Genomic DNA, 25,242 nt, shown 5'->3' on the forward strand with positions numbered 1-25,242 from the left:
GGGGTGTTTTCCCCCGCGCCCGTGGGTGGGGGTTGCCGCGGGTTTAAAAACACCCGGGTTGGGCCCCGAAAACCCCCCGGCCCCCCCCCCCGGGGGGGGGGCCCGGCCCTCGGTTCGCGTGCGACCGCGAGGTTCCTCAGGGGCGTCAGCCGAGGCTGACCCCGTGCGAGTTGAGGTAGGCCACCGGATCGACGTCGGAGCCGTAGTCGGGGCTGGTGCGGACCTCGAAGTGCAGGTGCGGGCCGGTCACGTTGCCGGTGGCGCCGGACAGGCCGATCTGCTGGCCGACCGTCACGGTCTGCCCGACGGAGACGGACAGCTGCGACTGGTGGGCGTACTGGGAGTACATGCCGTCGGCGTGCTGGATGACGACCTGGTTGCCGTAGGCGCCGCCGTCGCCGGCCGCCACCACGGTGCCCGCGGCGATCGCCTTGATCGGGGTGCCGGTGGGGATCACGAAGTCGGAGCCGGTGTGGTAGCCGCTGGACCACATGCCGCCGGGCGTGTGGTAGGCGGTGCCCAGGCTCGCGGCGTCCACGGGGGCGGTGTAGCCGCTCGTGGCGGCGGCGTCGGCGACCGTGGTCTTCGGCGCGGCGGGCTTGGCGGGGGCGGCCTTCGCGGTGGCTCCGGCCTTGGCGGGCTTGGCGGCCGCCTTCTTGCCGAGGTCCAGCTTGGTGCCGGGCTTGATCAGGCGCGGGTTGTCGCCGACGGCCTCGCGGTTGATCTTGTACAGCTTCTTCCAGCCGCCCGCGACCTTCTTCTTCTCGGCGATCTTCGAGAGGGAGTCGCCCTTCTTGACCGTGTAGGTCTGGCCGACGGCCTTCTTCGCGGCGGCCGGCACGCTCTGCGCCGCGTTCTGCGGCGCGGCGGCATGGGCGGTGGCGGAGCCCATCAGGGGCAGGCCGAGCACCATGGCGCCCGTTCCGGCGACGGCGATGGAGCGGGTGAGGCGCTGGACGCCGGTGGGACGGCGGTGCTGCTGACGCTTCGCGGGCATGACGTTGTCCTCTCCGTCGCCTGCGAGGTGAGCTGTCGGGTGCGGGCTGGAGATGCCCGGCCGCGCCGTGCGCGGCTTTACCCCAAGCCCGTTCCGGAGACCGGAACAGGCGTGTACCTGTGGGTCCCCCGCTCCTGCCGTACTCGGGTTACTCGGGTGAGTGTGAGAGATCCGGGCGGCGGCAGGATTAGGCGTCCGTCCGGATCGGATGGTGAACGTAAGCGACCGGAGCGCAACCGGACAAGCGCCGGATTTCCACGAAGGTGCATTCTTTGTGATCACTTAAGGGCAAAACGGTCACAGAGAGTCGCCAAGCCTCTCACAACTCCCGCCCCGCGAGGCCCAGTTGCACCATCGGCGCCGACGACGCTCGGTCACCGGTATGAGGCTGCTCACCCGCACGTACCCCACGGACCCCTCGGGGAACGAGAGTTACCCTTTTCCCCGACAAATCACCATTAGAGTCTTTTGCCCGAATTACGCAGCATGGGAACAGTCCGCGTGCGGAGGTGACCACGGGCTCCGGGACGGCGGCACCCTCCATGTCCTGGGGACGCGTGTCGTATCGTCGGAGCGCACCCGCCGGATGCCGCGCCGGCGGGGCCGAGTGGGAGGAGCCCCCCGTGACGCAGCAGGCCCCGTCGACCGAGCCCCAGCTCGCCGGAGTGCGCAACTTTCGCGACGTGGGCGGGATGCCCACGGCGGACGGCCGCAAGGTGAGGCCCGGGGTCCTGTACCGCAGCGGCCATCTGGCGAGCGCGACCGCCGAGGACGCCGCCTTCCTCGCCTCCCTCGGCCTGCGCACCGTCTTCGACTTCCGCAACGAGGCGGACCGGAGCCTGGAGGGGCCCGACGTCACGCTGCCCGGGGTCCAGGAGGTGCGCCTGCCGCTGTCCGACCCGGCCGACGGCGCCGAGTTCTGGCGCCGGGTCCGCCGCGGAGGGGTGGACGAGCTGCGGCCCCTGCTGGGCGACGGCCGCGCGGCGCAGCGCATGATCGCGTCCTACCGGCAGACCGTCCTCACCCGCACCGAGGAGCACTCCTGGGTGCTGCGCTCGCTGGCCGAGGACGGCGCTCCGGCCCTGATGCACTGCTCGGCCGGCAAGGACCGCGCGGGCCTGTCGATCGCCGTGACGCTGCTGGCGCTGGGCGTGGAGCGGGACGCGATCACCGAGGACTACCTGAAGTCGGGGGCCAAGCACCGGCGCTACAAGCTGCACCGCGGCGGCGAGTCCTCGGACCCCTACACGCCGGAGATCACCGAGCTGCTGAGCCCGTTGTTCGACGCGCGGCCCGAGTACCTGGGGACGGCGTTCGAGACGATCGAGGAGACCTGGGGCGGGGTCGACGCCTACCTGACGCGGGGCCTGGGCGTGACCCCGGAGCTGCGGGAGCGGCTGTGCGGGCGGCTCCTCGACTGACGTGCAGGCGCGAAGGCGCAGGCGCGAGGGCCCGGGGGCGGACGTCCGCTCCCGGGCCCTCGCCCCGCGCCGGCCGGGCCGGCGCCCCTGCTCAGTTGGCGCGGGCGCCCGCCTCGAAGAGCAGCCAGATGAAGCCGGCGAAGAGGTGGCCCGCCACGATGTAGACGAAGAGGCGGATCCACAGGGCGCGCGGGAACTTGTCCTCGACGTTCCTGCGGTCGGGGGCGTTGTTCTTGTCGGGGTTCGTCATGACGTCGCTCCGGACGGGGTCGGGTGGCCGCCGGGCGCCTCGGGTCCGAGGCAGAGGGCGGCCGTGGGGCTCTGCAGCAGGGTGTGGACGAACAGGAGCTCGGCGCCGTCGGGGCCCTCGGCGGCCAGGCGGTGCGGGGTGAGCGAGTCGAAGTGGGCGCTGTCGCCGGGGCCGAGCACGTGGGACGTGTCGCCCAGGTGGAGGCGGAGTCCTCCGGCGAGGACGTGCAGCCACTCCTCCCCCGGGTGGACCCGGACCACCTGGTCCTGGGGGCCGCCGCTGTGCGGGATGCGGACGCGCAGGGCCTGCATGGCGCGTCCCGGCGCCCCGGCGGGCCAGTAGCTCCAGCCGCCGGCCCGGGTCTCCGCGGCCGCGGACGCCCGCACCACGGCCTCGCGGTCGGGGGTGGTCTCGCCGAGGAGTTCCGAGACGGTGGTGCCGTAGACGCGGGCGAGCCCGAGGAGGACGGGCAGGGACGGCTGGCGGTGGCCGGTCTCCAGGCGGGAGAGGTGGGCCGGGGAGAGGTCGGCGGCCCGGGCGGCGGCCTCGAGGGTGAGGCCGGTCCGGTGCCGGAGTGCGCGGAGCGTCGGGGCTACGCTGGGAAGGTCTCCCGGCCCGGGGCCGGGGGCCTGTGCTGCGGCGGGCATGTCACCATTCAGCCACTCTCTTGCCTCCAGGGCAAATCCTTTGCCTCAGAGGCAAGAGAGCTCGCGCGCGGCGGCGGGAGACCGCGGCCCGGCGGCGGGCCGCCGGGCCCGGCTCAGCGGTTGGCGACCGCCTGCCGCATCAGCTGACGTCCGAAGTCCCACACGAGCCCGCCCTCGTGCGCCTCGTCCATCACCGCGGTGAACGCGGTCACGAAGCGGTCCACCTCCCGTTCCCCGATGATCAGGGGCGGGATCAGCTTGATCACCTCCAGATGGTCGCCGGACACCTGGGTCAGGATGCGGTGCCGCCGCAGCAGCGGCACGACCACCATCTGGGCGAAGAGCCCCTTCCGGGCCGCCTGCAGCAGCGCCCACCTCCCGCGCAGCTTCAGCGAGCGCGGGCGGCCGAACTCGATGCCGATCATCAGGCCCCGGCCCCGGACCGCCGTCAGCAGCTCGTAGCGCTCGGTGAGCGCGGCCAGCCGTGACCGCAGCAGTTCGCCGGTGGCCCGGGCGCCCGCGACGATCTGGTCGTTCTCGATCACCGAGAGCACGGCGAGCCCGGCGGCCATGGCCTGGGCGTTGGACCCGAAGCTGGCGGAGTGGACCAGCACCCGGTCCATGGAGGAGTACACCTTCTTGAAGATCCAGTCCCTGCCCAGCGCCGCCCCCACCGGCACGTAGCCGCCCGAGAGCGCCTTGGCCACGCACACCAGGTCCGGTTCCACCCCCTCCTCGTGCTGGTAGGCGTAGAAGTCGCCGGTGCGGCCGAGCCCGGTCTGCACCTCGTCGGCGATCAGCAGCGCCTTGTGCCGGTGCAGCAGCCGCTGGGCGGCGCGCAGGTAGCCGGGCGGCGCCTCGTGCACGCCCTTGCCCTGGACGGGTTCGACGATCAGCGCGGCGACGTCCCCGCGGGCCAGTTCCCGCTCGAGCGCGCCGAGGTCGCCCAGCGGGACGGCGGTGCCCGGCAGCAGCGGCCCGAAGCCGTCCCGGAAGCCCGGTTCCCCGTTGGCCGACAGCGCGCCGGCCGTCAGGCCGTGGAAGGCGTGGTCGCAGTGCAGGATCCTGGGCCGCCCGGTGGCCCTGCGGGCGAACTTCAGCGCCGTCTCCACGGCCTCGGTGCCGCTGTTGCAGAAGAAGACGCGGTCCAGGTGCGGGCTGTGGGCCAGCAGCCGTTCGGCGAGCAGGCCCGGCAGCGGCGGACAGTCGAAGCGGGTGAGGTCGGCGAGCCGGGCGTCGAGGACGTCGTGGAGCGCCTTGAGGACCACCGGGTGGTGGCGGCCTAGGCCCATCACGCCGAACCCGGCGAGCATGTCGAGGTAGTCGTTTCCCTCGCTGTCGAAGAAGTAGGCGCCCTCGGCCCGGTCGTAGTGCCTGTCGAAGCCGAGGGTGCGCAGCATCCGGGGGAGCTGGTGGTTGAGATGCCGCTCGTGCAGGGCGTAGCGCTCCCCCGCACGGTCGGCCAGCAGCGCCGCCAGGTCGAACTCCGTCACGGGAGTTCCTTCACGGCGGTGGCCGCCACCACCCGTTCCTGCGGCTGGTTGGCCCGGTTGGTGGCCACCGTGTCCCGCAGGGCCCGCAGCGACTCCTTGAGCGATCCCATGGTCGCCAGCACGGCGGTGGGCTCGTAGCCGCAATGGGCCATGCAGTTGGCGCAGCGGGGGTCCTTGCCGCGGCCGTACTTGTCCCAGTCGGTGTCCTCGACCAGCTCGCGGTAGGTGGGCACGTAGCCGTCGCTCATCAGGTAGCACGGCCGCTGCCAGCCGAAGAGCGAGTAGTTGGGGATGGCCCAGGCGGTGCAGTCGAAGTCGGCGCGGCCCTCCAGGAAGTCCAGGAAGAGCGGCGAGTGGTTGAGGCGCCAGCGGCGGCGGTTGCCGCCGGAGAATGCCTTGCGGAACAGCTCGCGGGTCTGCTCGACGCCGAGGAAGTGCTCCTGGTCGGGGGCCTTCTCGTAGGCGTAGGCGGGCGAGATCATCATCTCGTCCACCTGGAGCTCGTCGTTGAGGTAGTCCAGGACCTCGACGACGGTCTGCGGGGTGTCGGTGTTGAAGAACGTGGAGTTGGTGGTGACGCGGAAGCCGCGCCGCTTGGCCTCCTTGACGGCCTCCACGGCCTCGTCGAAGACGCCCTCCTTGGCGACCGAGGCGTCGTGCCGCTCGCGCAGGCCGTCGATGTGGACCGCGAAGGCGAAGTACCGCGAGGGCGTGAACAGGTCGAGCTTCTTGCGCAGCAGCACGGCGTTGGTGCAGAGGAAGACGTACTTGCGCCGGTCCACCAGCTGGCGGACGATCTCGTGGATCTGGGGGTGCATCAGCGGCTCGCCGCCGGCGATGGACACCATGGGCGCGCCGGACTCGACGACCGCGCCGACGGCCTGGGCGACCGGCATGCGCTGCTTGAGGATGCCGGCGGGGTGCTGGATCTTGCCGCATCCCTCGCACTTGAGGTTGCAGGCGAAGAGCGGCTCGAGTTCCACGATGAGCGGGAACTTGTCCCGGCGGCGGAGCTTCTGTCGGGCCAGGTAAGTAGCGACCGTGACGGACTGGCGCAGCGGCATGGCCATCTGGGCTCACCTCTCGGGGGGCGGCAGGGAACGGTGCCATTCGAAGAACGCGGGAAGTACGCGACGAAGGACATGGAACGCCGTTATTCCACCCCGAACCGTCCCGATTCGTACAAGTTCGTGCTCCGGGGCGTCCACGACCACCCGGACGGCGGCAACCGGACGGGTTCCGGCGCCGACGGCGGCGAGCAGGGTGGCGGCGGACTCCATGTCGGCGGCGACGGCACCTCCGCCTCGCAGCGCCGTCCGCTCGGCGCCGCGGACCACGTGGTCGGTCCCGGCGAGCACCCCGGTGTGGACGGTGCGGCCCGGCAGGGCCCGGGTGAGTTCCTTCACCAGCGTCGCGGCGCCGGTGCACCGCACGCGCCCCCGGGCGTCCCGGGTCTCCTCGGCGACCACCAGGTCGCCGGGGTGCATGCCGGGGGCGAGTCCGGCGCAGAAGCCGGTGGCGAGGACCGCCGCGTCGCGCAGCGCCTCCCCGGCCAGGGCGTGGGCCAGGGAGCGCCGGGCCGCGGCGGCGCCCATGCCGGTGCGCAGCACGGTGACGGGGCCGCCGGGCCCGCCCGCGCGGCCGGCGCGGCGGGCGCCGGCACGCAGGGCGACCTGCTCGATGCCGAGCGCGCAGGCGACCAGCAGCGGGGCGGGCGCGGACGGGTCCGGCGGCCCGGTCGAGGCGCTCATCACCGGGCCTTCGCGGCGAAGGGTTCCCCGTGGAGGTACCGGCCGAGGGCGGTGAGCGGGAACACCTGCCGGTAGAGGTGGTAGTTGATGGAGAAGTCCCACGGGAAACCGGTGCCGGTGAACTGGGGCTCGTCCCAGGTGCCGTCCTCGCGCTGGGTGGCGGCCAGCCAGGCGACGCCCCGTTCGACGGCGGCGCTCTCCCGCTCCCCCGCGGACAGCAGGGCCATCAGCGCCCAGGCGGTCTGCGAGGCGGTGGAGTCGCCGCGGCCCGCCCATCCCGCCTCGCGGTAGGAGCGCAGATCCTCGCCCCAGCCGCCGTCGGCGTTCTGCACGGAGCGCAGCCAGGCGACCGCGCGGCGGACGGCGGCATGGCCGGTGTGCACTCCGGCGGCGACCAGCGCGGGCACCACGGAGCCGGTGCCGTAGACGTAGTTGACGCCCCAGCGGCCGAACCAGCTGCCGTCCGGCTCCTGTTCGCGCAGCAGCCAGTCGATGCCGCGCAGGGTGCGGGGGTCGTCGGAGAGGCCCTCGACGGCGAGCATCTCCACCACGTGAGCGGTGACGTCGGAGGACGGCGGGTCGATCACCTCGCCGAAGTCGCAGAACGGCAGCCGGTTGGGCAGCACGCCGGTGTTGTCCACGTCGAAGGCGCCCCAGCCGCCGCCGGCGGACTGCATGCCGAGGTTCCACCGCACCCCGCGGGCGACGGCGTGCTCCACCCGCTCCGGGTCGTGGTGGCGGACCCGGCGCAGGGCGAGGACCACCTCGGCGGTGTCGTCCATGTCCGGGTAGTTGTCGTTGTGGAACTCGAAGGCCCAGCCGCCCGGCGGGAGTCCGGGTCTGCGCACCGACCAGTCGCCGGGCCGCACGACCTGTTCGCCGAGCATCCAGTCGGCCGCCTTGACCAGCGCGGGGTGGTCGGCCGGGAGCCCGGCGTCGGCCAGGGCGATGACGGCCAGGCAGGTGTCCCAGACGGGCGACTGGCAGGCCTCGACCATCCGTGCGCCGTCCTCGCGCCGCACCGCGAAGCGGTCGAGGGCCTCGATGCCGGCGCGCATCACCGGGTGGCCGAGGTCGTAGCCGAGCAGGTGGAGGGCGATCAGCGAGTAGACGTGCGGGGGCTGGATGCCGCCCCAGCAGCCGTCGTTCTCCTGGCGTTCGACGATCCAGCGGCCGGCCGCGTTCATCGCCGCGCGGCGCAGCGGCCGCGGGGCGGCGGTGCGGTAGCGGCGCAGCGCGTCGTCCAGCCGCTGGAAGAGGCCGTCCCAGCCGGCGAGCGGGGCGTGCGGCCGGGGCGGGTTCGGCCGCGCGGGGTCGGTGTGCAGCTCGTCGAGGGCGAAAGGCGCCGGCCGCACCGGGCGCTTCGCCGAGACGACGGTGAGCGGCACGATGGTCTGCCGGGCCCAGCAGCCGAAGTCGTAGATGTTGAGCGGGAACCACTTCGGCAGGAACATCAGCTCGGGCGGCAGCTCCGGCAGGTCCTGCCACGGCCACCAGCCGAAGAGCGCGAGCCAGATGCGGGTGAAGACGCGGGTGGCGGCGATGCCGCCCTGTGCGCGGACCCAGGCGGCGGCGCGTGCCATGTGGGGGGCGTCCGGCGCGTCGCCCGCCAGCCGGAGGGCGACGTAGGCCTCGACGGTGGCGGAGAGGTCGCCCGGCCCTCCGTGGAAGGTGTCCCAGGCGCCGTCCTCGCGCTGCTTGCCGCGGATGTGGAGGGCGGCGGCGCGGACGGTGTCCTCGTCGAGGATGCCGAGGAACTGACGCAGCAGCAGGTCCTCGGCGTCCATGGTGACGTTGGTCTCCAGGTCGCCCTTCCACCAGCCCTCGGCGTCCTGGGTGGCCAGCAGGTGCTCGGCGGCCCGCCGGGCGGCGAGGGCCGCGGCCTCCCGTGGGCCGGCCGCCCCGTCCCCGGGGGGACGGGCGGCGTGGTCGGCCGGGAGGACTCCGGCCGCCGGGTCGGCGCGTGAGGGCAGCGCGCCGGTGCTTCCGTCGGTTGTCGCGGTCATGGCTTCCCCTTCCTGCAGTGGTGTGGCTGCTGCGGGTCCGCCGTCGGCCGGCTCCCGGGGGAAGCCGCCGGCGACTACGCGATGCGAGGACCTTCCGGGATCATCTCGTGCGAACCACCACGAAGTCGGCGAGCGCCACGAACTGTTCCCGCACCTGGGTGGGCATCCGCACCTCGTCGAGGGCCGCGACGGCGACGGCGTGCTGACGGCGGGCCTCGTCGGCGGTCCAGGCGCGGCCGCCGGCCTCCTCGATGAGCGCGGCGCGGGAGGCGAACTCCTCCTCGGAGAAGTCCTCGGAGTCGGCGGGGCGCAGGTCGGCGGTCTTGGCGTCGGCGGCGAGGATCGCCCCCAGCTTCTCCGAGGCGGGGCCGCCGGCGGCGAGGGCCGCCACCACCGGCAGGGACTTCTTGCGCTGGCGCAGGTCGCTCCAGGTCTGCTTGCCGGTGGACTGCGGGTCGCCCCAGATGCCGAGGAGGTCGTCGACGGCCTGGAAGGCGAGGCCGAGGTGGTAGCCGTAGCGCTCGAGGGCGTCGGCGGTGCGGTCGTCGGCGCCGCCGAGGACGGCGCCGATGGAGCAGGCGCAGGCGAGCAGGGCGCCGGTCTTGTTGCCCTCCATCTCCAGGCACTCGTCGACGGTGACCCGCTCGCGGTGCTCGTAGGAGATGTCCTGGGCCTGACCGTCGATCAGGGCGCGGCTGGCGGCGGTGAGCCGGCGGGTGGCGCGGCCGGCCTCGACGGTGCCGAGCTCCAGCAGGACCTCGTTGGCGAGGGCGAACAGCGCGTCGCCCACCAGGATGGCCTGGGCGGGGCCGTGCACCTTCCACACGGTGTCGCGGTGGCGGCGCTGCTCGTCGCCGTCCATCAGGTCGTCGTGCAGCAGCGAGAAGTTGTGGACCAGCTCCACGGCGACGGCTCCGGGGACGCCGACCTCGGGGTCGGCGCCGGCGGCCTCGGCGGACATCACCGCGAGCGCGGGACGGACCGCCTTGCCGCCGTCACCGGCGGCCGGGTTGCCCGCGGCGTCGATCCAGCCGAAGTGGTAGGCGGCGACGGTGTCCATGGGCGGCGCGAGACGCTCCACGGCGGCCCTGAGCACCGGCGTGGCCAGCGTCCGGCCGCGCTCCAGCAGCGCGGTCACGTTCACCGCGTCGGCGGCCTTCTCGGCCGGGGGCACAGTGGGCACGATCTCTCCTCGTGGGGTGACAGGGATGGGGGGAGCGCCTTCGGCGGCGCGGGCGCTCACGCGACGGCTCCCGGGAGGGTCCCGGCGGGCGCCGGGTCGGGTGCGAAGGCGTGGCGGACGAGGCAGGTACGGCCCAGGGAGGCCAGGGCGGCGTCGGCCGCCGTCACGCCGCTGCGGACCGCGCCCTCCATGGTGGCGGGCCAGCCGGTCGCGGTCCACGCTCCGGCCAGGGCCAGGCCGGGCAGCCGGGTGCGCGCGCCGGGCCGCAGCCGCCCGACGCCGGGGGCGGGGGCGAAGGTGGCGGTGCGCTCCCGGGTGACGAAGAAGTCCCGCACCTGGGCCGTACGGGTGAGCGGGAGCAGTCTCTCCAGCTCGGGCAGGTACCGGGCGCGCAGGTCGGCGACCGGGGCGTCGATGTCCTCGTCGGCCGCGGACTGGGAGAGCGCCAGGTACTGGCCCTCGGTGAGCCCGGAGGCCTCGGTGCGGTCGAACGCCCACTGGATCGGGGTGCCGAGGGCGGCGACGAACGGCGCGTCGAGGACCTTGCGGTCGTAGACGACGTGCACGTTGAGGATGGGCGAGTGCCCGATCTCCAGGAGCCGTCCGGCGTCCTCGAGGGCGCCGCCGGGCAGCAGACCGTGGGTCTCGCGGGGCGGTACGGCCAGGACGACGGCGTCGGTCGCGAGGGTCCGCGCGCCGCCCGCGCCTTCGGCGAGGGCGACCCGCCAGCGGCCGTCCTCGCGGCGCTCCAGGGCGGTCGCCCGGGCGCGGGTGAGGACCTGGACGCCCGCCTCCTCCAGCGCGCGGCGGGCCAGGGTGTCGTGGAGCTCGCCGAGCGGGACGCGGGCCCATCCGATGTCGGAGGCGCCCGCTCCGGAGAGCAGCCCGGTGCGCAGCACCATGGCGGCCAGGGCCAGCGAGACGTCGTCGGCGCGGGCGTTGAGGGTGGCGACGCCGATGAGGTCCCACAGCGCCTCGACGGCGCGCGGCGACTGCCCGTGCTCGGCCAGCCAGCCGCCGAAGTCGCGTGCGTCCAGGGCCGGGTCGGCGGGGTCGAGCCGGTACAGCGCGGCGGCCGCGCGGCCCACCCGGGCGCGGTCGGCGAGCGAGAGATGGGGGTAGGCGGTGAGGCTGCGGCCCAGGTGCAGCGGCACCGGCAGCGGGTCGCGCCGCAGGCGTCCCAGCCGGCGGCCCGGGGGGCGCGCGACGTCCAGGACGGGCACGTCGAGACGTTCCTGCAGCGGCGCGAGCGCGGCGCCGCCGACGCGGTCGAGGAACCAGCGGTAGGCGGTGCAGCAGCGCAGGTACACGTGCTGTCCGTTGTCGACGGTCAGCTCGCCCCGGCGGAAGGAGAAGGCGAGGCCGCCGAGCCGGGGGCGGCCCTCCAGCAGGGTGACGCGGACCCCGGAGTCGGCGAGGGACAGCGCGGCGGTGACGCCGGCCAGTCCTCCGCCCACGACGACGGCGTCGCCCGCCGCGGCGGCGCGGCTCGTGGCGGTGCGGGTCATCGCGTCCCCTCCCCCGCACCCGGGGCGGTCCGCGGCGGGCGGCCGGGGCCGCCCGGCGCGCGGACGGCCGCGAAGGCCGCCCGGGCTCCGGTGCGCCCGCACTCCGGGGATCCCATCAGGAAGTCCTCCTGGCGTCGCGCCGGGTGACGGTGCGTGCGTCGAGGCCGGACAGGCCGCGTACGGCGACGTACGCCTTCTCCCGGCCGGGCAGCGAGACCCGGCCGCGCAGCACGGCGAGCGGGTCGCGCTCGATGCGGTCCAGCAGCCGACGGTAGATGCCGGCCATGGCGGCGACGCAGGCGCCGCTGCGCCGGTCCAGCATGGGCAGCAGCCGGTAGCCCTCGGCGAACAGGGCGCGCGCCCGGCGGACCTCGAAGTGGACGAGCCCGGCGAAGTCCGAGCCGGCCGGCGGGGTCGGCCCGTCGAATCCGGCGGAGCAGCCGAACTTGGCCAGGTCCTCGGCGGGCAGGTAGACGCGGCCGCCCTCGGCGTCCTCGCGGACGTCGCGCAGGATGTTGGTGAGCTGGAGCGCGAGACCGAGGGTGTCGGCGTACTCGGCCGCGCGTCCGACGTCGCGCGCCCCCGCATCGGCGCCGAACACCCCGAGGGAGAGGCGGCCGATCGCCCCCGCCACGCAGCGGCAGTACAGGGCGAGGTCGTCCCAGGTCTCGTAGGTCGCGCCGTGGACGTCCATCACCACGCCGTCGATCAGCTCGTCCAGGCCGTCCAGCGGTATCGGGAAGACCCGCGCCGCGTGCGCCAGGGCCACCGCCACCGGGTCGGTCTCGTACTCGTCGATCTCGCCGTCGCGGACCCGGGCGAGCAGAGCCCGGGTCTCCTTCAGCCGGAGCGCCTTGACCTCGTCGGGCAGGTCGCCGTCGCCGATGTCGTCCACGCGCCGGGAGAAGGCGTACAGGGCCGACATGGCACGGCGTTTGGCCTCGGGCAGCAGCCGGATGCCGTAGGCGAAGTTGCGCGCCTGTTGTCCGGTGACGGTCTCGCAGTAGCTGTAGGCGGCGAGCACCGGCGCGGGGACGTCTTGCTCCAGGTCCACGGTCCCGATCACCTCTCTCCTCGCAGGATCACGCCCGCCTCGCGCAGCAGGCGTACCTTGCCGGGCTTCGGCGGACCGGGCAGCACGTCGAACCCGGCGGCGGCGACGGCGGCCAGCGCCGCCCGGCCTCCGGCGGTGAAACCGGCCAGCAGCAGCCGCAGGCGTCCGGAGACGCTCGCCACCAGGGGGACGCCCTCGTCGAGCAGCGTCCGCGCGCGCTGCGCCTCGAAGGCGATCAGCGCGCGCACGGAGGCGCCTGCGGTGGGGGCGGCCAGGGCGGCCTCGTCGACGTGAAAACGTTTCATGTCCTGCAGCGGCAGGTAGATCCGGCCCCGCTCCAGGTCCTCGCGGACGTCCTGGAGGTGCTCGACGACCTGGAGGGCGGTGCACACCGCGTCGGAGCGGCGGATCCGTTCGGGGGTGGCGGTGCCGGTGACGGCGAGCACCAGGCGGCCCACCGGGTTGGCCGACAGTTCGCAGTAGGCGAGCAGGTCGTCCCAGGTCTCGTACCGGGTGACCTCCTGGTCCTGCCGGTTGGCGGCGACCAGGCCGAGGAACGGCTCGGGGGTGAGGCCGGTCCGGCGCACCGTGGGGGCGAGGTGCGCGATCAGCGGATGGCGGGGCCGCTCCGCGCCGAACAGGCGGCCCAGGTCGGCCTCCAGGGCGTCGAGCATCAGGAGCCGGTCGTCCGCGTCGGCGGGGGCGACGCCGAGCAGTCGGGCGTCCTCGCCGCCGGGGGCCAGGTCGCCGTCGCCGATGTCGTCGACCAGACGGGCGAAGCCGTAGACGGCCATCAGGTCCTCACGCCACGCGCGGGGCAGGAAGAAGGGCGCCACCGGGAAGTTCTCGTCGGCCGCCTTGACGAGGGTGCCGTCCCCGGCACGCGGCGCTGCCGCTCGCCTCACCACGCGCGGCCCTGGACGGGGACGGCGGACCCTACGGGTCGGGACACTTCCGTAGCCATTGCCGTCATGTCTCCCGTTCTACACTGTGGATCTAAATCGCACTATTTCGGACACGCCGAGCGCAGGGCGAGGCGTGCGAAGTGCGAGATATACGCCGTTTCGTCGTCGCTTGCCGTGATTGCGGCGTCGCCCCAGCCTACGTGGCGCGTCGGCGCGCGCACGCAGGGGGGTCACCCACGGTCACCGCGGCCCCGAGCGTGCCCCCTGGCTCGCGCCGCAGGCCGCAGCGCCGCGCCCGCGCGGGGCGGACGCCGCGGGGGCGACGCGGTGTCACTTGGCGGTGAACTTCTCGTACTCCTTGAGGACCTCTTCGGTGGGTCCGTCCATCCGCAGCTCGCCCCGCTCCAGCCACAGCACCCGGTCGCAGGTGTCGCGGATCGACTTGTTGTTGTGGCTGACCAGGAAGACGGTGCCGGCCTGCTTGCGCAGTTCGCGGATGCGCGCCTCGGAGCGCTTCTGGAACTTCCGGTCCCCGGTGGCCAGCGCCTCGTCGATCATCAGCACGTCGTGGTCCTTGGCCGCGGCGATGGAGAACCGCAGCCGCGCCGCCATGCCGGAGGAGTACGTCCGCATCGGCAGCGTGATGAAGTCGCCCTTCTCGTTGATGCCGGAGAAGTCGACGATCTCCTGGTAGCGCTCGCGGATCTGCTCGCGCGACATCCCCATGGCGAGGCCGCCGAGTATCACGTTGCGCTCGCCGGTCAGGTCGTTCATCAGGGCGGCGTTGACGCCCAGCAGGGAGGGCTGGCCGTGGGTGTACACCCGGCCGCGCTCGGCCGGCAGCAGGCCGGCGATGGCCCGCAGCAGGGTCGACTTGCCCGAGCCGTTGGAACCGATGAGGCCGATGGCCTCGCCCTTGTAGGCGGTGAAGGAGACGCCGCGCACCGCGTGCACCTCGCGGACGCCCCGCTCCTCGCCCCGGCGCATGATGCGCGAGAGCGCGGCGGTGGCGCTGCCCTTGCCCTTGCGGGCGCCGTTGACCTTGTAGACGATGTGCAGTTCGTCCGCGATCACGGTCGGGACATGGGCGTCCTCGCGCTGTTCAGCCACGGCCGTACCTCTCCTCCGCCTTCCAGAAGTACACGAAGCCGCCGGCCAGGACCAGCACGGCCCAGCCCAGCGCCACCGCCCACACGTGCGGCGGGAGGTTCTCCGAGCCGTAGCCGTCGATCAGCGCGAAGCGGATCAGGTCCATGTAGACGGCGGCCGGGTTCCACTGCAGGACGTCCGCGATCCACTGCGGCTTGTCCGCGAGCATGGCCGGGATGGAGAACATCACGCCGGAGGCGTACATCCAGGTCCGGGTGACGAACGGCATGAGCTGGGCCAGGTCGGGGGTGTGCGCCCCGGCCCGCGCCATGATCAGGGCCAGACCGGTGTTGAAGCCGAACTGGAGGACCAGCGCGGGCACGATCAGCAGCCAGGACAGCGAGGGCCGGCTGCCGAAGGCGATGACGACCGCGAAGAGCACGAGCATCGACACCAGCAGCTGCTGCAGCTGCTGGAGGGCGAAGGAGACGGGCAGCGAGGCGCGCGGGAAGTGCAGGGCGCGCACCAGGCCCAGGTTCCCGGAGATCGCCCGCACGCCGGACATCACCGACGTCTGGGTGAAGGTGAACACGAACACGCCGGTCACCAGGAACGGGATGTACACGTCCTTGGGCAGGCCGCGGCCCGCGTTCAGGATGAGCCCGAAGATCAGGTAGTAGACCAGCGCGTTCAGCAGCGGCGTCACCACCTGCCAGAGCTGGCCGAGCTTGGCCTGGCTGTACTGAGCGGACAGCTTCGCCCGGGAGAAGGCCACGATGAAGTGCCGGCGGTTCCACAGCTGACGCACGTACGCCGGGATGGAGGGCCGGGCGCCGCTCACGGTCAGGCCGTACTTGGCGGCGAGCTCCGCCGCCGTCAGGCCGTCGTCGGGCGACGGGCGCGGGCCGACCGCGACCGGGCCGTCATGCGTTGACTCACTCACTGCTCGAACTCTCGCTGTCTCGATGGATACGGCGTCTCGACGGGCACGGCGTCCCGGCGGGGGACCGGGCACGGCCGAGGGTACGGGCCGCCCGCTCCCCCCGCTGCGACGAGCGTCTCAGATGACCGGGGGCCGGCCCAGTCGGGTCAGCCTCCACACGGTGCTCCACCGCATCGGACGGCGGGGGCCGCACGGAGTGGTCCAGCCCTCCTTGAAGCCGCCCAGCCACGCCTTGAGCGCGGCGCCGTCGCGGGTCCGCAGCAGCGTGAGCGCCGTCCACACCCCCAGGTAGACCGGGACGAGGAGGGCGGGCAGGTTGCGGCGGGCGAGCCAGACCCGGTTGCGCGCCACCATGCGGTGGTAGACGGCGTGCCGGGAGGGGGCCGTGGTGGGGTGGTACAGGACCATGTCGGCCCGGTAGTCGATCATCCAGCCGGCGTCCAGGGCGCGCCAGGCGAGGTCGGTCTCCTCGTGGGCGTAGAAGAAGTCGCCGGGCAGCGCGCCCACCTGGGCCATGACCTCGGTGCGCACCGCGTTGGCCCCGCCGAGGAAGGTGGTGACCCGCGACGAGCGCATCGGGTCGGAGGCGCGCAGCCGCGGGACGTGCCGGCGCTGCGTCACCCCGGTGTCGGGATCGGCGATCCGGAAGCTGATGATGCCCAGCCGCGGGTCGGCCTCGAACGCCTGGCGGCACAGCTCGGCGGTGTCGGTGCGGGCGAGCAGGCCGTCGTCGTCCAGGAAGAGCAGGATATCGACGTCATAACCGTCGGCCCCCGCGGAGCGGAAGGCCTCGATGCCGACGTTGCGTCCGCCGGGGATGCCCAGGTTCTCGGGCAGCTCGACGGTCCGCACGCCTTCGGGGACGTCGGGCACGGGTGCTCCGTTGCCCACCACGACGACCTCGATCGGGTCGCCCTCCTGGCGGGCCACCGAGTCGAGCAGCGCGCGCAGCTCGGCCGGGCGGTTGCCCATGGTGATGATCACCGCGCCCACCTTGGCGGGCCGGCGGCCCGCGGGGGCGGCGTCGGGCTGAGGGCCGGTCACGGCGTCCTTCGGGGCTTCGTTCACGGAGTGCACGGGGTTCACGGAATTCACGGAGGCGCTCACCGCAGTCTGCTCGAGGCGAGGATGGACACGAGGTGCAGCAGGGTCTGCAGGATCGCGATGCCTGCCAGCACGGCGATGCCGAGGCGGGTCCAGAAGAGACCGCCGCCGGCGATCAGGTCGGCGATCGCGACGGCGAGGACGAACAGGCTCGCCTCCACGCCGCCGACCAGCCGGTGGAACTTGAGCGCGGCCGCCACCCGGCGGGCCAGCGCGAGGCCGGAGGAGCGGGGCGCGGCGGCTTCGTCCTTCACGGCGGTCAGGCCGCTGCGGCTGCGCGCCACGTCGACCAGGTCCGTCTCGGCCTTGATCAGGATGGCGCCCAAGGCGGCCAGGGTGCCGAGGAAGGCCCACAGCCACTCGGGGCTCTCCGCCCCGTCCCACAGGTCGGCGCCGCGCAGGCCGAAGCCGACCAGCAGTGCGGCCTCGGACAGGTAGTGGCCGACGCGGTCGAGGTAGACCCCGGTGACCGAGGTCTGCCCGCGCCAGCGGGCGATCTCCCCGTCGACGCAGTCCAGCAGGAGGTACAGCTGGATCAGCAGGGCGCCGAGGAGCGCCCCGGCGAGACCCGGCACCAGGAGTGCCGCGCCCGCCAGGACGCCCGCCACCACCATCAGGTAGGTGAGCTGGTTGGGCGTCACCCGGGTGTTCACCAGGTAACGGTCGACCCGCAGCGAGATCTCCCGCATGTAGAGACGACCCGCCCAGTGCTCACCGCTGCGCCGGTCCTTCACCCCTTCGGGGTGGACGACGGGCCGCAGTTCAGCTACCGATGGCCTTGACATAGTCGGCGTACGCGTCCTTGATCTGGTCGGTCCGGAGGTCGAGGTGCTCGAGGATCGTGTAGCGGCCGGGACGGGTCTCCGGCGCGAACTCCACGACCTTGACGAACTCCTCCATGGAGAAGCCGATCTCCTCCGGCAGCACCGGCAGGTCGTGACGGCGCAGGCACTCGGCCATCTCGCCCGCGGTCGCCACGTCACCCCGCAGGTAGGTGGCGAACGCGCCGCCCAGGCCGCACTGCTCGCCGTGGGCGGCGGCCCGCTTCGGGAAGAGCAGGTCGAACCCGTGGCTGATCTCGTGGCACGCGCCGGAGGCGGGGCGCGAGTCGCCCGCCACCGACATCGAGATGCCGCAGAGCACCAGCGACTCCGACAGGGTGGCGAGGAACTGGTCGTCCGCGATGGTGCCGGGATGACGCAGCACGGCCTCGGCGGCCTGCCGTGCCATCGCGGCGGCCAGGCCGTCCACCTTCTCGCCGTTCACCCGCTGGGACAGCTCCCAGTCCGCCACGGCCGAGATCTTGCAGATCACGTCGCCGATGCCGGCCCGCACGAACTGCGGCGGCGCCTGGCGGATTATGTCCAGGTCGATGACGATGCCGATGGGGTTCGGGACACCGTACGAGCCGCGGCCCGCGTCGTTGTCCAGCGTGGCCACCGGCGAGCACAGTCCGTCGTTGGCCAGGTTGGTGGCGACCGCGACCAGCGGCAGCCCGACCCGGGCGGCCGCGTACTTGGCGCAGTCGACCACCTTGCCCCCACCGAGCGCGACGACCGCGTCGTAGCGGCCCTTGCGCTTGATGGAGTCGGCCAGCCGGACGGCGCCGTCGATGGTGCCGTCCGCGTCGTCGAACCAGTCCGCCTGCGGCATCGCGGGAGCGAACCGTTCCCTCAGCGCCTGACCGGAGCCGGCGCTGATGGCGAAGGCCAGCTTGCCCGAGGACGAGATCCGCTGGTCGGACAGGATCGCCGCCAGGTCGTCCAAGGCCCCGGACCGGATGTCGACGACGACCGGCGACGGAATGAGCCTCGTCAGTAGCGGCACGCGATCTCCCGCCCACGGGCCAGGTCCTCGTGGTTGTCGATCTCGACCCACGCGACCTCGCCGATCGGCGCGACGTCGATCTTGAAGCCGCGGTTGACCAGCTCCTGGTAGCCGTGCTCGTAGAACTGCTGCGGGTCCGTCTCCCAGACCGTCTTCAGCGCGTCGCCGAGCTCGGCGGCCGCGTCGCCCTCGATCAGGGTGACACCGATGTACTCGCCGGTGGCCTCCGCCGGGTCCATCAGCTTGGTGATCTTGCGGACGCCCTTCTCGGGGTCGACGACGACCTTCATCTCCTCGTCGGCGAGGTTCTTCACCGTGTCGAGGGCGAGGATGATCTTCTTGCCCTCGCCGCGGGCGGCGAGCAGCGTCTTCTCCACGGAGACCGGGTGGACGGTGTCGCCGTTGGCGAGGATGACGCCGTCCTTGAGGGCGTCACGGCCGCACCACAGGGAGTAGGCGTTGTTCCACTCCTCGGCCTTGTCGTTGTCGATCAGGGTGATCTTGACACCGTACTTGGCCTCGAGCGCCTCGCGGCGCTCGTAGACGGCCTCCTTGCGGTACCCGACGATGATCGCCACCTCGGTGAGGCCGATCTCGGCGAAGTTGCCGAGGGTCAGGTCGAGGACGGTGAGGCTGTCCTCGTTGCCCTCGGGCCCCACGGGCACCAGAGCCTTGGGAAGGGTGTCCGTGTAGGGGCGCAGGCGGCGTCCGGCGCCTGCCGCCAGCACGAGGCCGATCATGCGGGTTCTCCTTCGTCGTGTACAGCGGGTGCGCCGGCCCGGTGGGCGGACACCCAATAGCGGATGCTCTCCAGGAGCACCAGGGCGGCCACGGCCACGGCGAGCGCCGTGAGCGCGACCGGGAACTGCGCCGCGGTGAGCAGTGCGGCGAGCACGGTGACCACGAGGATGCGGCCCTCGTGGCCCAGCGCCGCCCGCACCAGCCAGTGCGGGGGCGCTCCGGCGTTCCCGCGGATGCGGTACACCGTGTCGTAGTGATGGTAGGCGACCGCCGCCACCAGCCCGAAAGCCGCCGGAAGCGCTCCGTTCACCTCGGATTGGGCCGCGAGCAGCAGAACGACGCCATACTCGGCGGCGCGGAAGAAGGGGGGAACGAGCCAGTCCAGCGCGCCCATCAGGGGCCGGGCGACGGCCACGCCGGCCAGCACTGCGTAGCCGGCGGCGCCGGCGACGGTGATCCACGAGGCGCCGCACACTGCGGCGAGGATCACCACGAGCAGCGCGCCCGCGGCGGCGGCGAACGGGGCGCAGCCGGACGGGACGAGACGACGGGTGACCCGGGCCACGGCCTGCGCCAGGGGGCCGCTGTCGGTCAGGTCCGCCAGCGCGGCGGCGGCGCGGTCGGTGCGGCGCGCCTTGCGGGTCACCGAGCGCAGCAGGCGGCCGGCGGTGGTGTAGCAGGCGGCGACGGCGCAGCCGATCAGCAGCACCACGAAGGTGACGCGGGGCGTGGTCAGCGCGGTGAGCACGGCGATCATCAGCCAGCGTTCGCCGATCGGCAGGACGATCATGCGGCGGAGCCAGACCGTCCAGCCGAGGTTGTCCAGCTTGTCGGAGAGCGCCGCGGTGGGGCTGGTGTTGGCCTGGGCGTCGTGGTTGGCCTCGTTGAAGGAGAAGTCGACCACGTGCCGGCAGGTCTGCAGGACCATCGCGCCCAGGGCCAGCGCCCAGACGTCGTCGCCGCCGCGGGCGGCGCCCAGGGCGAGGCCCGCGTAGTAGGCGTACTCCTTGGCCCGGTCGAAGGTGGCGTCGAGCCAGGCGCCCAGCGTCGAGTACTGGAGCGAGTAGCGGGCGAGCTGCCCGTCCGCGCAGTCCAGGACGAACGAGGCGATCAGCAGGACGCCGGCCGCGACGAATCCGCCGCGGGTGCCGGTGGCGGCGCAGGAGGCGGCGATCAGCGCGGTGAGTAGCGAGGCGGTGGTGACCTGGTTGGGGGTCAGTCCCCGGCGGGCGCACCAGCGGGCGACGTACTTGGAGTAGGGGCTGATCAGGAAGGTCGTGACGAAGCCGTCGCGGGCCTTCACCGCGGAGCGCAGCCGGACCGACTCCTCGTCGACGGCGGCGAGGGCCTCACGGGTGGCGTGCCGGCTCTGCGGGTCCGCGGGGGTGGCCGCCACGAGGCTGCCCAGCTCGGGGCGGTGCACCTGCTCGCCGTCCGTCTCGAGGGCGGCGGCGAGCCGGTCGGCCAGCGTGCGGTCGGCGACCGTGACGGCGTCGCCGGGCGCGGGGGCGTCCCCGGCGTCCACGGCGGCGGAGCTGGCCCGGGCGACGGCCCGGGTGAGCGCCTGGCGCGCCTGCGGCTTCACCGAGACGGCGCCCTCGATCGCGGAGACCGGGAACCGGGGGTCGGTGAGACCCAGGCGCAGGGCGTGCAGGTGGCCCATGAACCGGGCGTCGACGAGGGCGACGCGGCGGTCGCCGGGGACGGCGGCGAGCAGTGCCTCCGTCTCACCCACGTCTGCGGCGGTCCTCACCTCGAATCCGAGGGATCCGAGATCGTCCGCCAAGGAAGATCCGGGAACCGGCGGACCGGTGACGATGGCGGTCGGCAACCGTACTCACTCCCTGGGTGCGGCGCTGCGGCGCGCCGGCGGCATACGTGGTGGCCCGCCCGGCGAGGCGGCCGGGGCGTGTCGGCAGAGGTTATCGGATCGCCGGAGCTCCGCGATCACCGCCCGCCCGGCGGCAGGCAGGACGCCGGGCGTTTGCGCAGGTCAAAGGATATGACAACGGTGTTCAGCGTCGCTTTGCCCCGGGCGACCGGAGGTAGTTGACTGGGGGCGGCAACGGTCGGCGGAAGGCGGCGTTCCCCGGTCACCCGGGGGCGGCGGCGATCACGGAGGGCGGTTTCCATGGGGGCCGGACATCAGCACGGGCACCATCACGGCGGGGGCGCCGGGCCCGCCGCCACGGTGACCGCGGCGCACCGCGGCCGGCTGCGGGCGGCCCTGGCGATCACGCTGCTGGTGACCGCGGCCGAGGTGACCGGAGGCGTGCTCGCGGGCTCCCTCGCCCTGGTCGCGGACGCCGCCCACATGGCCACCGACGCGCTGGGGCTGGGCATGGCGCTGCTGGCGATCCGTTTCGCGGGCCGCCCGGCGAGCGGTCACCACACCTTCGGGCTGGCCCGCGCGGAGATCCTGGCGGCGCTGGCCAACTGTCTCCTGCTCTTCGGGGTGGGCGGTTACGTGGTGGTCGAGGCCGTTGGCCGGCTGCTGGAGCCGGCCGAGGTGGAGGGCGGCCTGACCCTGGTCTTCGGCGCGGTGGGCCTGGTGGCGAACCTGGTCTCGCTCCTGCTGCTGATGGGCGGCCGCAAGGAGAGCCTGAACGTGCGCGGCGCCTTCCTCGAGGTCGCCGCCGACGCGCTGGGGTCGGTCGCGGTACTGGTCTCGGCCGGGCTGGTGCTGCTCACCGGCTGGCAGGCCGCCGACCCCGTCGCCTCCCTGGTGATCGCGCTGATGATCGTGCCCCGCGCCTGGCGGCTGCTGCGCGAGACGGTGGACGTGCTGCTGGAGGCCGCCCCGCGCGACGTCGACATGGCCCAGGTGCGCGCGCACCTACTGGCGCTGCCGGGCGTGGACGACGTGCACGACCTGCACGTGTGGACGATCACCTCGGGACTGCCGGTGCTGTCGGCGCACGTGGTGGTCGGCCCCGAGGCGCTGGAGGGCAGGGGACACGAGCGGATGCTGCGCGACCTGCAGTCCTGTCTGGGCTCGCACTTCGACGTGGAGCACTGCACCTTCCAGCTCGAACCGGCGGGCCACGCGGCGCGCGAGGCGCGTCTGTGCCATTGACCGCACTCCGGCGCGCGGGGTCCGGTCGGCGGTGCCGCGCCCTCGCCACGGGGTCGCGTACGGCAGACTAGGGGTCATGCCGAGCACACCTGTGAAGACGACGACGGACGAGACCATCCTGCTGGAGCTGGTCGACGAGCAGGGCGTGACCATCGGCACGGAGGAGAAACTCACGGCGCACCAGGCGCCCGGTCTGCTGCACCGCGCGTTCTCCGTCTTCCTCTTCGACAACCGCGGGCGGCTGCTGCTGCAGCAGCGCGCGCTGGGCAAGTACCACTCCCCCGGCGTGTGGTCCAACACCTGCTGCGGCCACCCCTACCCGGGCGAGGCCCCGTTCGCCGCGGCCGCGCGCCGCACCTTCGAGGAGCTGGGCGTCTCCCCCGCGCTGCTCGCCGAGGCGGGGACGGTCCGCTACAACCACCCGGACCCGGCCTCGGGCCTGGTGGAGCAGGAGTTCAACCATCTCTTCGTCGGCCTGGTCCGCGGCCGCCTCGACCCGGACCCGGAGGAGGTGGGCGACATCGCGTTCGTCACCCCCGAGGAGCTGGAGAAGCGGCACGACGCCGATCCCTTCTCGGCGTGGTTCATGACCGTCCTCGACGCGGCGCGCCCCGCGGTCCGCGAGCTCACCGGTCCTTCGGCCGGCTGGTAGCCGCCGTCGCCCGCGCGGTCCTCAGTAGCGGACGGGCGGGCGGAGCGGCAGGGCCGCCCAGATGATCTTCCCGCCCGCGGCGGTGTGCTCCACCTCGCAGGCTCCGCCGAACTCGCGGGTGGTCTCGCGCACCAGCAGCAGGCCGCGGCCGCCGGTCTGGCCGGTGTCGGCGATCAGCGCGGTGGGCCGGTAGGGGTGGCTGTCCTCGACGGAGACCCTGATCCACTCCGCGCCGACCGCGACCTCCACCGCCAGGACGGGTGAGAGCAGAGCGGCGTGGCGGACGGCGTTGGTGACCAGCTCCGAGACGATCAGCAGCAGGCCGTCGACCACCTCCTCGGCGGCCGGCACTCCCTGGCGCCGCAGCAGGTCCCGCACGGCACGGCGCGCCTGCGGCACCGAGGCGTCCACGGCCGGTGCGGTGAACCTCCACACGCCTTCGTAGGGGGCGTGCGCCCCGGGGGGCGCGGTCGCCGCCTCCACGGGGCCTCGTGGGCCCGGATCGTCTCCGCGCCCTGGGTCCTCCATCGTCCGGCCCCCACCCTCGTGCTCGACTGTCACCACACGTCGAGTGTGGGAACCGGCAGGTCATCGCCCGCACGCTGTCCAGAAAACGATCACTATCGACGGATGTCGACCGATGGGCGTATGCCAAGGGCGGTTGCAGGATCGCTCCTGCGCGCCTGGGGAAGCTTCGCGAACTCTTCCGCTTATTGGGGCGGAACGTCCCCTCCTGCGCCGCGACGCCCGTCCTCCGGGCCGGTCCGCTCCCCCTCGGACACGTTCCGCTCCGCGTCCGAGCGGCCCGCGTAGTAGGCGTCGCCCCCGAGGCTGCGTCCGCGGTCGGCGCGTTCGGCCTCGGTCACCATCCCCACCACGTTGCGGCCGCCGAAGCCGGTGGCGACCAGCCCCAGTCCGTCGAAGAGCAGCGCCAGCGAGAAGAAGGTGGCCAGGACGTAGCGGCTGTCGCTCGGCCAGGAGTTCAGCACCAGGATGCCCAGCAGCAGACCGAAGGCGCCCTGCACCAGGGTCCAGCCGAACTGCGGCCCGCGCACCACGAGACTGCCGACGATGCGGAACACCCCGCCGGTGAGGAACAGCAGCGCCGCGAACAGGGTCAGCGAGACCGCCGCCGCGTCGGGCCGCACGAGGATCACCACGCCGGCCGCGATGTTCAGCGCCGCGACCACCACGCCCAGCCAGAAGAAGCCGGTGCCCCGGGCCTGCACCGCGTGCCCGAGGCCCACCACGCCGCCGATCAGCAGCAGCCAGCCGAACAGCAGCATGCTGGTGAGGGTCGCCAGACCCGTGTAGACGAGGCCGACGACCCCCGCGATCACCAGCGCCACGCCGAGGACGGCCAGCCAGCCGAAGCTCCGGTTGATCCGCGTCCGCTCGTCCTTCGCCCTGATCCTGCTCATCACGGCCTCCTCGCCGGGTGTCCCTCGTGCCGGGCCGAGTACCCAGCCCGCCGGTACCATCCGCGGCATGCCCCATCTGTCGCACAGCGTCGCCGACGGCGTCGCCACCGTCGTGATCAGCCATCCCGCCCGGCGCAACGCCATGACCGACGCGATGTGGCGGGCGTTGCCGCCGCTGCTGGAGACGCTGGCGCTCGACGACGCCGTGCGGGTCCTGGTGCTCACCGGCGAGGGAGCCACCTTCTGCGCGGGCGCGGACATCTCGGGGCTGCGCGACACCGCGGAGGTGGCGCAGCGGCTCTCGCTGGAGGCGGAGGAGGCGCTGGCCGCGTTCCCGAAGCCGACGCTCGCGGCGGTGCGCGGCCACTGCGTGGGCGGCGGCACGCAGCTGGCGGCCGCCTGTGACCTGCGGTTCGCCGAGGAGGGCGCGCTCTTCGGGGTGACGCCGGCCAAGCTGGGGATCGTCTACCCGTCCTCCTCCACCCGGCGGCTGGTGTCGCTGGTGGGACCCTCGGGCGCGAAGTACCTGCTGTTCTCCGGGGAGCTCGTCGACGGGGAGCGGGCCCTGCGGACCGGTCTGGTGGACGAGCTGCTGCCGGCCGGACGGCTCGCGGCCCGGGTGGAGGAGTTCGCCCGGATCCTGGTCTCCCGTTCGCGGCTCACCCAGGCGGCGGCCAAGGAGTTCGCCGACGGACGCACCGACCGGGACGCCCACTGGGCCGCGGCGGCCCGCGCCAGCAGGGATCTCGAGGAGGGGGTCGCCGCCTTCCTGGAGCGCCGCGGCGCCTTCTTCACCTGGCCGCACTGACCGGCCGCCCGGCACCTTCCGGGACCGATCAGGCATGTCCGTGGCGAGGCCGGTTACCTGTAGGTTCCCCGGCGCCGGGACTTCCGGCCGGGCAGAGCGAGGGAAGGTGACCAACGTGTTCCGAGCTGTCGCGGACGTTCTCCGTCAGATCGGCAGTGCCATCGCCACCGTGGTGACACTGCCCTTCCGAGCCGTCGCCCGCCTCTTCGGCGGCGCCTCCTCCACGGCGCACGGTCGTCGCGCCTGAGCGCGCGTCCCGTCGTGAGCGTGCCATGAGCGCCCCTGTGCGCGCGTCGTGAGCGCGAGAAACGCGCGAAGGCCCGGCCCCCGCGGCCGGGCCTCGACGCCCCAGCGGGCGGCGTGCGC

Annotated in this window: 25 protein-coding genes and 1 riboswitch; of the genes, 5 read left to right on the forward strand and 20 right to left on the reverse strand. The window is 73.4% G+C overall.

All coding sequences use genetic code 11. The annotated features are described in order from the left end of the window. Positions 1–145: 145 nt before the first annotated feature. Positions 146–997 (reverse strand): peptidoglycan DD-metalloendopeptidase family protein, encoded by an 852-nt coding sequence (locus tag ACFRAV_RS28245; RefSeq protein ID WP_382559483.1) that lies wholly within the window; start codon positions 995–997, stop codon positions 146–148. Positions 998–1,001: 4 nt separating this feature from the next. Then, a riboswitch (cyclic di-AMP (ydaO/yuaA leader) is annotated at positions 1,002–1,166 on the reverse strand. Between the two features lie 454 nt (positions 1,167–1,620). Here ACFRAV_RS28245 and ACFRAV_RS28250 point away from each other — a divergent pair. Then, entirely contained in the window at positions 1,621–2,418 is a 798-nt protein-coding gene (locus tag ACFRAV_RS28250; RefSeq protein WP_382559485.1) for a tyrosine-protein phosphatase, read from the forward strand. 91 nt (positions 2,419–2,509) lie between these two features. Here the strand turns inward: ACFRAV_RS28250 and ACFRAV_RS28255 are convergent, their stop codons facing one another. The 17 genes from ACFRAV_RS28255 to ACFRAV_RS28335 form a co-directional block, all read right to left on the reverse strand. Further along, the gene (locus ACFRAV_RS28255; RefSeq protein WP_382559487.1) at positions 2,510–2,668 is read right to left on the reverse strand and encodes a DUF6126 family protein; all 159 of its coding nucleotides are present in this window, start codon (positions 2,666–2,668) and stop codon (positions 2,510–2,512) included. Next, positions 2,665–3,315 (reverse strand): helix-turn-helix domain-containing protein, encoded by a 651-nt coding sequence (locus ACFRAV_RS28260; RefSeq protein WP_382559489.1) that lies wholly within the window; start codon positions 3,313–3,315, stop codon positions 2,665–2,667. The genes ACFRAV_RS28255 and ACFRAV_RS28260 overlap by 4 nt, the downstream gene beginning before the upstream one ends. Positions 3,316–3,428: 113 nt before the next feature. Next, positions 3,429–4,808: an aspartate aminotransferase family protein gene (locus tag ACFRAV_RS28265; protein ID WP_382559492.1), complete on the reverse strand. Its 1,380-nt coding sequence runs from the start codon at positions 4,806–4,808 to the stop codon at positions 3,429–3,431. Beyond that, on the reverse strand, positions 4,805–5,878 hold the full coding sequence (gene hpnH / locus ACFRAV_RS28270; protein ID WP_382559494.1) for an adenosyl-hopene transferase HpnH: 1,074 nt from the start codon (positions 5,876–5,878) through the stop codon (positions 4,805–4,807). The genes ACFRAV_RS28265 and hpnH overlap by 4 nt, the downstream gene beginning before the upstream one ends. 6 nt (positions 5,879–5,884) lie before the next feature. Beyond that, positions 5,885–6,559, reverse strand: coding sequence for a 1-hydroxy-2-methyl-2-butenyl 4-diphosphate reductase (locus ACFRAV_RS28275; protein ID WP_382559496.1), 675 nt, complete (start codon positions 6,557–6,559; stop codon positions 5,885–5,887). Beyond that, positions 6,559–8,565 (reverse strand): squalene--hopene cyclase, encoded by a 2,007-nt coding sequence (shc, locus tag ACFRAV_RS28280; protein WP_382559499.1) that lies wholly within the window; start codon positions 8,563–8,565, stop codon positions 6,559–6,561. Before shc ends, ACFRAV_RS28275 begins: the two co-directional genes overlap by 1 nt. Before the next feature lie 100 nt (positions 8,566–8,665). Then, positions 8,666–9,748 (reverse strand): polyprenyl synthetase family protein, encoded by a 1,083-nt coding sequence (locus ACFRAV_RS28285; protein ID WP_382559501.1) that lies wholly within the window; start codon positions 9,746–9,748, stop codon positions 8,666–8,668. Between the two features lie 56 nt (positions 9,749–9,804). Next, positions 9,805–11,256, reverse strand: coding sequence for a hydroxysqualene dehydroxylase HpnE (gene hpnE / locus ACFRAV_RS28290; protein ID WP_382559503.1), 1,452 nt, complete (start codon positions 11,254–11,256; stop codon positions 9,805–9,807). 115 nt (positions 11,257–11,371) lie between these two features. Further along, positions 11,372–12,322: a presqualene diphosphate synthase HpnD gene (hpnD, locus tag ACFRAV_RS28295; protein WP_382559505.1), complete on the reverse strand. Its 951-nt coding sequence runs from the start codon at positions 12,320–12,322 to the stop codon at positions 11,372–11,374. Further along, positions 12,319–13,218, reverse strand: a complete 900-nt coding sequence (hpnC, locus tag ACFRAV_RS28300) for a squalene synthase HpnC (protein ID WP_382559508.1) — start codon at positions 13,216–13,218, stop codon at positions 12,319–12,321. Before hpnC ends, hpnD begins: the two co-directional genes overlap by 4 nt. A gap of 327 nt (positions 13,219–13,545) precedes the next feature. Next, complete coding sequence (locus ACFRAV_RS28305; RefSeq protein ID WP_351115072.1) at positions 13,546–14,325, reverse strand: ABC transporter ATP-binding protein; 780 nt, start codon at positions 14,323–14,325, stop codon at positions 13,546–13,548. After that, complete coding sequence (locus ACFRAV_RS28310) at positions 14,318–15,247, reverse strand: ABC transporter permease (protein ID WP_382559510.1); 930 nt, start codon at positions 15,245–15,247, stop codon at positions 14,318–14,320. Before ACFRAV_RS28310 ends, ACFRAV_RS28305 begins: the two co-directional genes overlap by 8 nt. A gap of 117 nt (positions 15,248–15,364) precedes the next feature. Further along, on the reverse strand, positions 15,365–16,219 hold the full coding sequence (locus ACFRAV_RS28315) for a glycosyltransferase family 2 protein (protein WP_382559528.1): 855 nt from the start codon (positions 16,217–16,219) through the stop codon (positions 15,365–15,367). 131 nt (positions 16,220–16,350) lie between these two features. Further along, positions 16,351–17,136: a CDP-alcohol phosphatidyltransferase family protein gene (locus ACFRAV_RS28320; protein ID WP_382559512.1), complete on the reverse strand. Its 786-nt coding sequence runs from the start codon at positions 17,134–17,136 to the stop codon at positions 16,351–16,353. Continuing rightward, positions 17,114–18,178, reverse strand: coding sequence for an iron-containing alcohol dehydrogenase family protein (locus ACFRAV_RS28325; RefSeq protein WP_351115069.1), 1,065 nt, complete (start codon positions 18,176–18,178; stop codon positions 17,114–17,116). Before ACFRAV_RS28325 ends, ACFRAV_RS28320 begins: the two co-directional genes overlap by 23 nt. Beyond that, the gene (locus ACFRAV_RS28330; protein WP_382559515.1) at positions 18,166–18,918 is read right to left on the reverse strand and encodes a sugar phosphate nucleotidyltransferase; all 753 of its coding nucleotides are present in this window, start codon (positions 18,916–18,918) and stop codon (positions 18,166–18,168) included. Before ACFRAV_RS28330 ends, ACFRAV_RS28325 begins: the two co-directional genes overlap by 13 nt. After that, a complete protein-coding gene (locus ACFRAV_RS28335) occupies positions 18,915–20,750 on the reverse strand; it encodes a DUF5941 domain-containing protein (RefSeq protein ID WP_382559517.1) in 1,836 nt (611 codons plus the stop codon). Before ACFRAV_RS28335 ends, ACFRAV_RS28330 begins: the two co-directional genes overlap by 4 nt. 300 nt (positions 20,751–21,050) lie before the next feature. Between ACFRAV_RS28335 and ACFRAV_RS28340 the strand changes: the two genes are divergently transcribed. Beyond that, positions 21,051–21,995 (forward strand): cation diffusion facilitator family transporter, encoded by a 945-nt coding sequence (locus ACFRAV_RS28340; RefSeq protein WP_382559519.1) that lies wholly within the window; start codon positions 21,051–21,053, stop codon positions 21,993–21,995. 76 nt (positions 21,996–22,071) lie between these two features. Next, positions 22,072–22,647: an isopentenyl-diphosphate Delta-isomerase gene (gene idi, locus ACFRAV_RS28345; RefSeq protein ID WP_382559521.1), complete on the forward strand. Its 576-nt coding sequence runs from the start codon at positions 22,072–22,074 to the stop codon at positions 22,645–22,647. Between the two features lie 21 nt (positions 22,648–22,668). Here idi and ACFRAV_RS28350 read toward each other — a convergent pair whose 3' ends face one another. Both ACFRAV_RS28350 and ACFRAV_RS28355 read right to left on the reverse strand, forming a co-directional pair. Next, positions 22,669–23,175 carry an ATP-binding protein gene (locus ACFRAV_RS28350; RefSeq protein WP_382559530.1) on the reverse strand — a complete coding sequence of 169 codons (507 nt, stop codon included), beginning with the start codon at positions 23,173–23,175 and terminating at the stop codon, positions 22,669–22,671. A 182-nt stretch (positions 23,176–23,357) separates the two neighbouring features. Further along, on the reverse strand, positions 23,358–24,068 hold the full coding sequence (locus ACFRAV_RS28355; protein ID WP_382559523.1) for an HdeD family acid-resistance protein: 711 nt from the start codon (positions 24,066–24,068) through the stop codon (positions 23,358–23,360). 67 nt (positions 24,069–24,135) lie between these two features. Between ACFRAV_RS28355 and ACFRAV_RS28360 the strand changes: the two genes are divergently transcribed. Together ACFRAV_RS28360 and ACFRAV_RS28365 are read left to right on the forward strand one after the other, a co-directional pair. Beyond that, positions 24,136–24,876, forward strand: a complete 741-nt coding sequence (locus ACFRAV_RS28360) for an enoyl-CoA hydratase/isomerase family protein (RefSeq protein ID WP_382559525.1) — start codon at positions 24,136–24,138, stop codon at positions 24,874–24,876. A gap of 115 nt (positions 24,877–24,991) precedes the next feature. Further along, positions 24,992–25,123 carry an LPFR motif small protein gene (locus tag ACFRAV_RS28365; RefSeq protein WP_351115060.1) on the forward strand — a complete coding sequence of 44 codons (132 nt, stop codon included), beginning with the start codon at positions 24,992–24,994 and terminating at the stop codon, positions 25,121–25,123. Positions 25,124–25,242: the final 119 nt, after the last annotated feature.

Source organism: Streptomyces sp. NPDC056600, assembly GCF_042792855.1.
Taxonomy (GTDB): domain Bacteria; phylum Actinomycetota; class Actinomycetes; order Streptomycetales; family Streptomycetaceae; genus Streptomyces.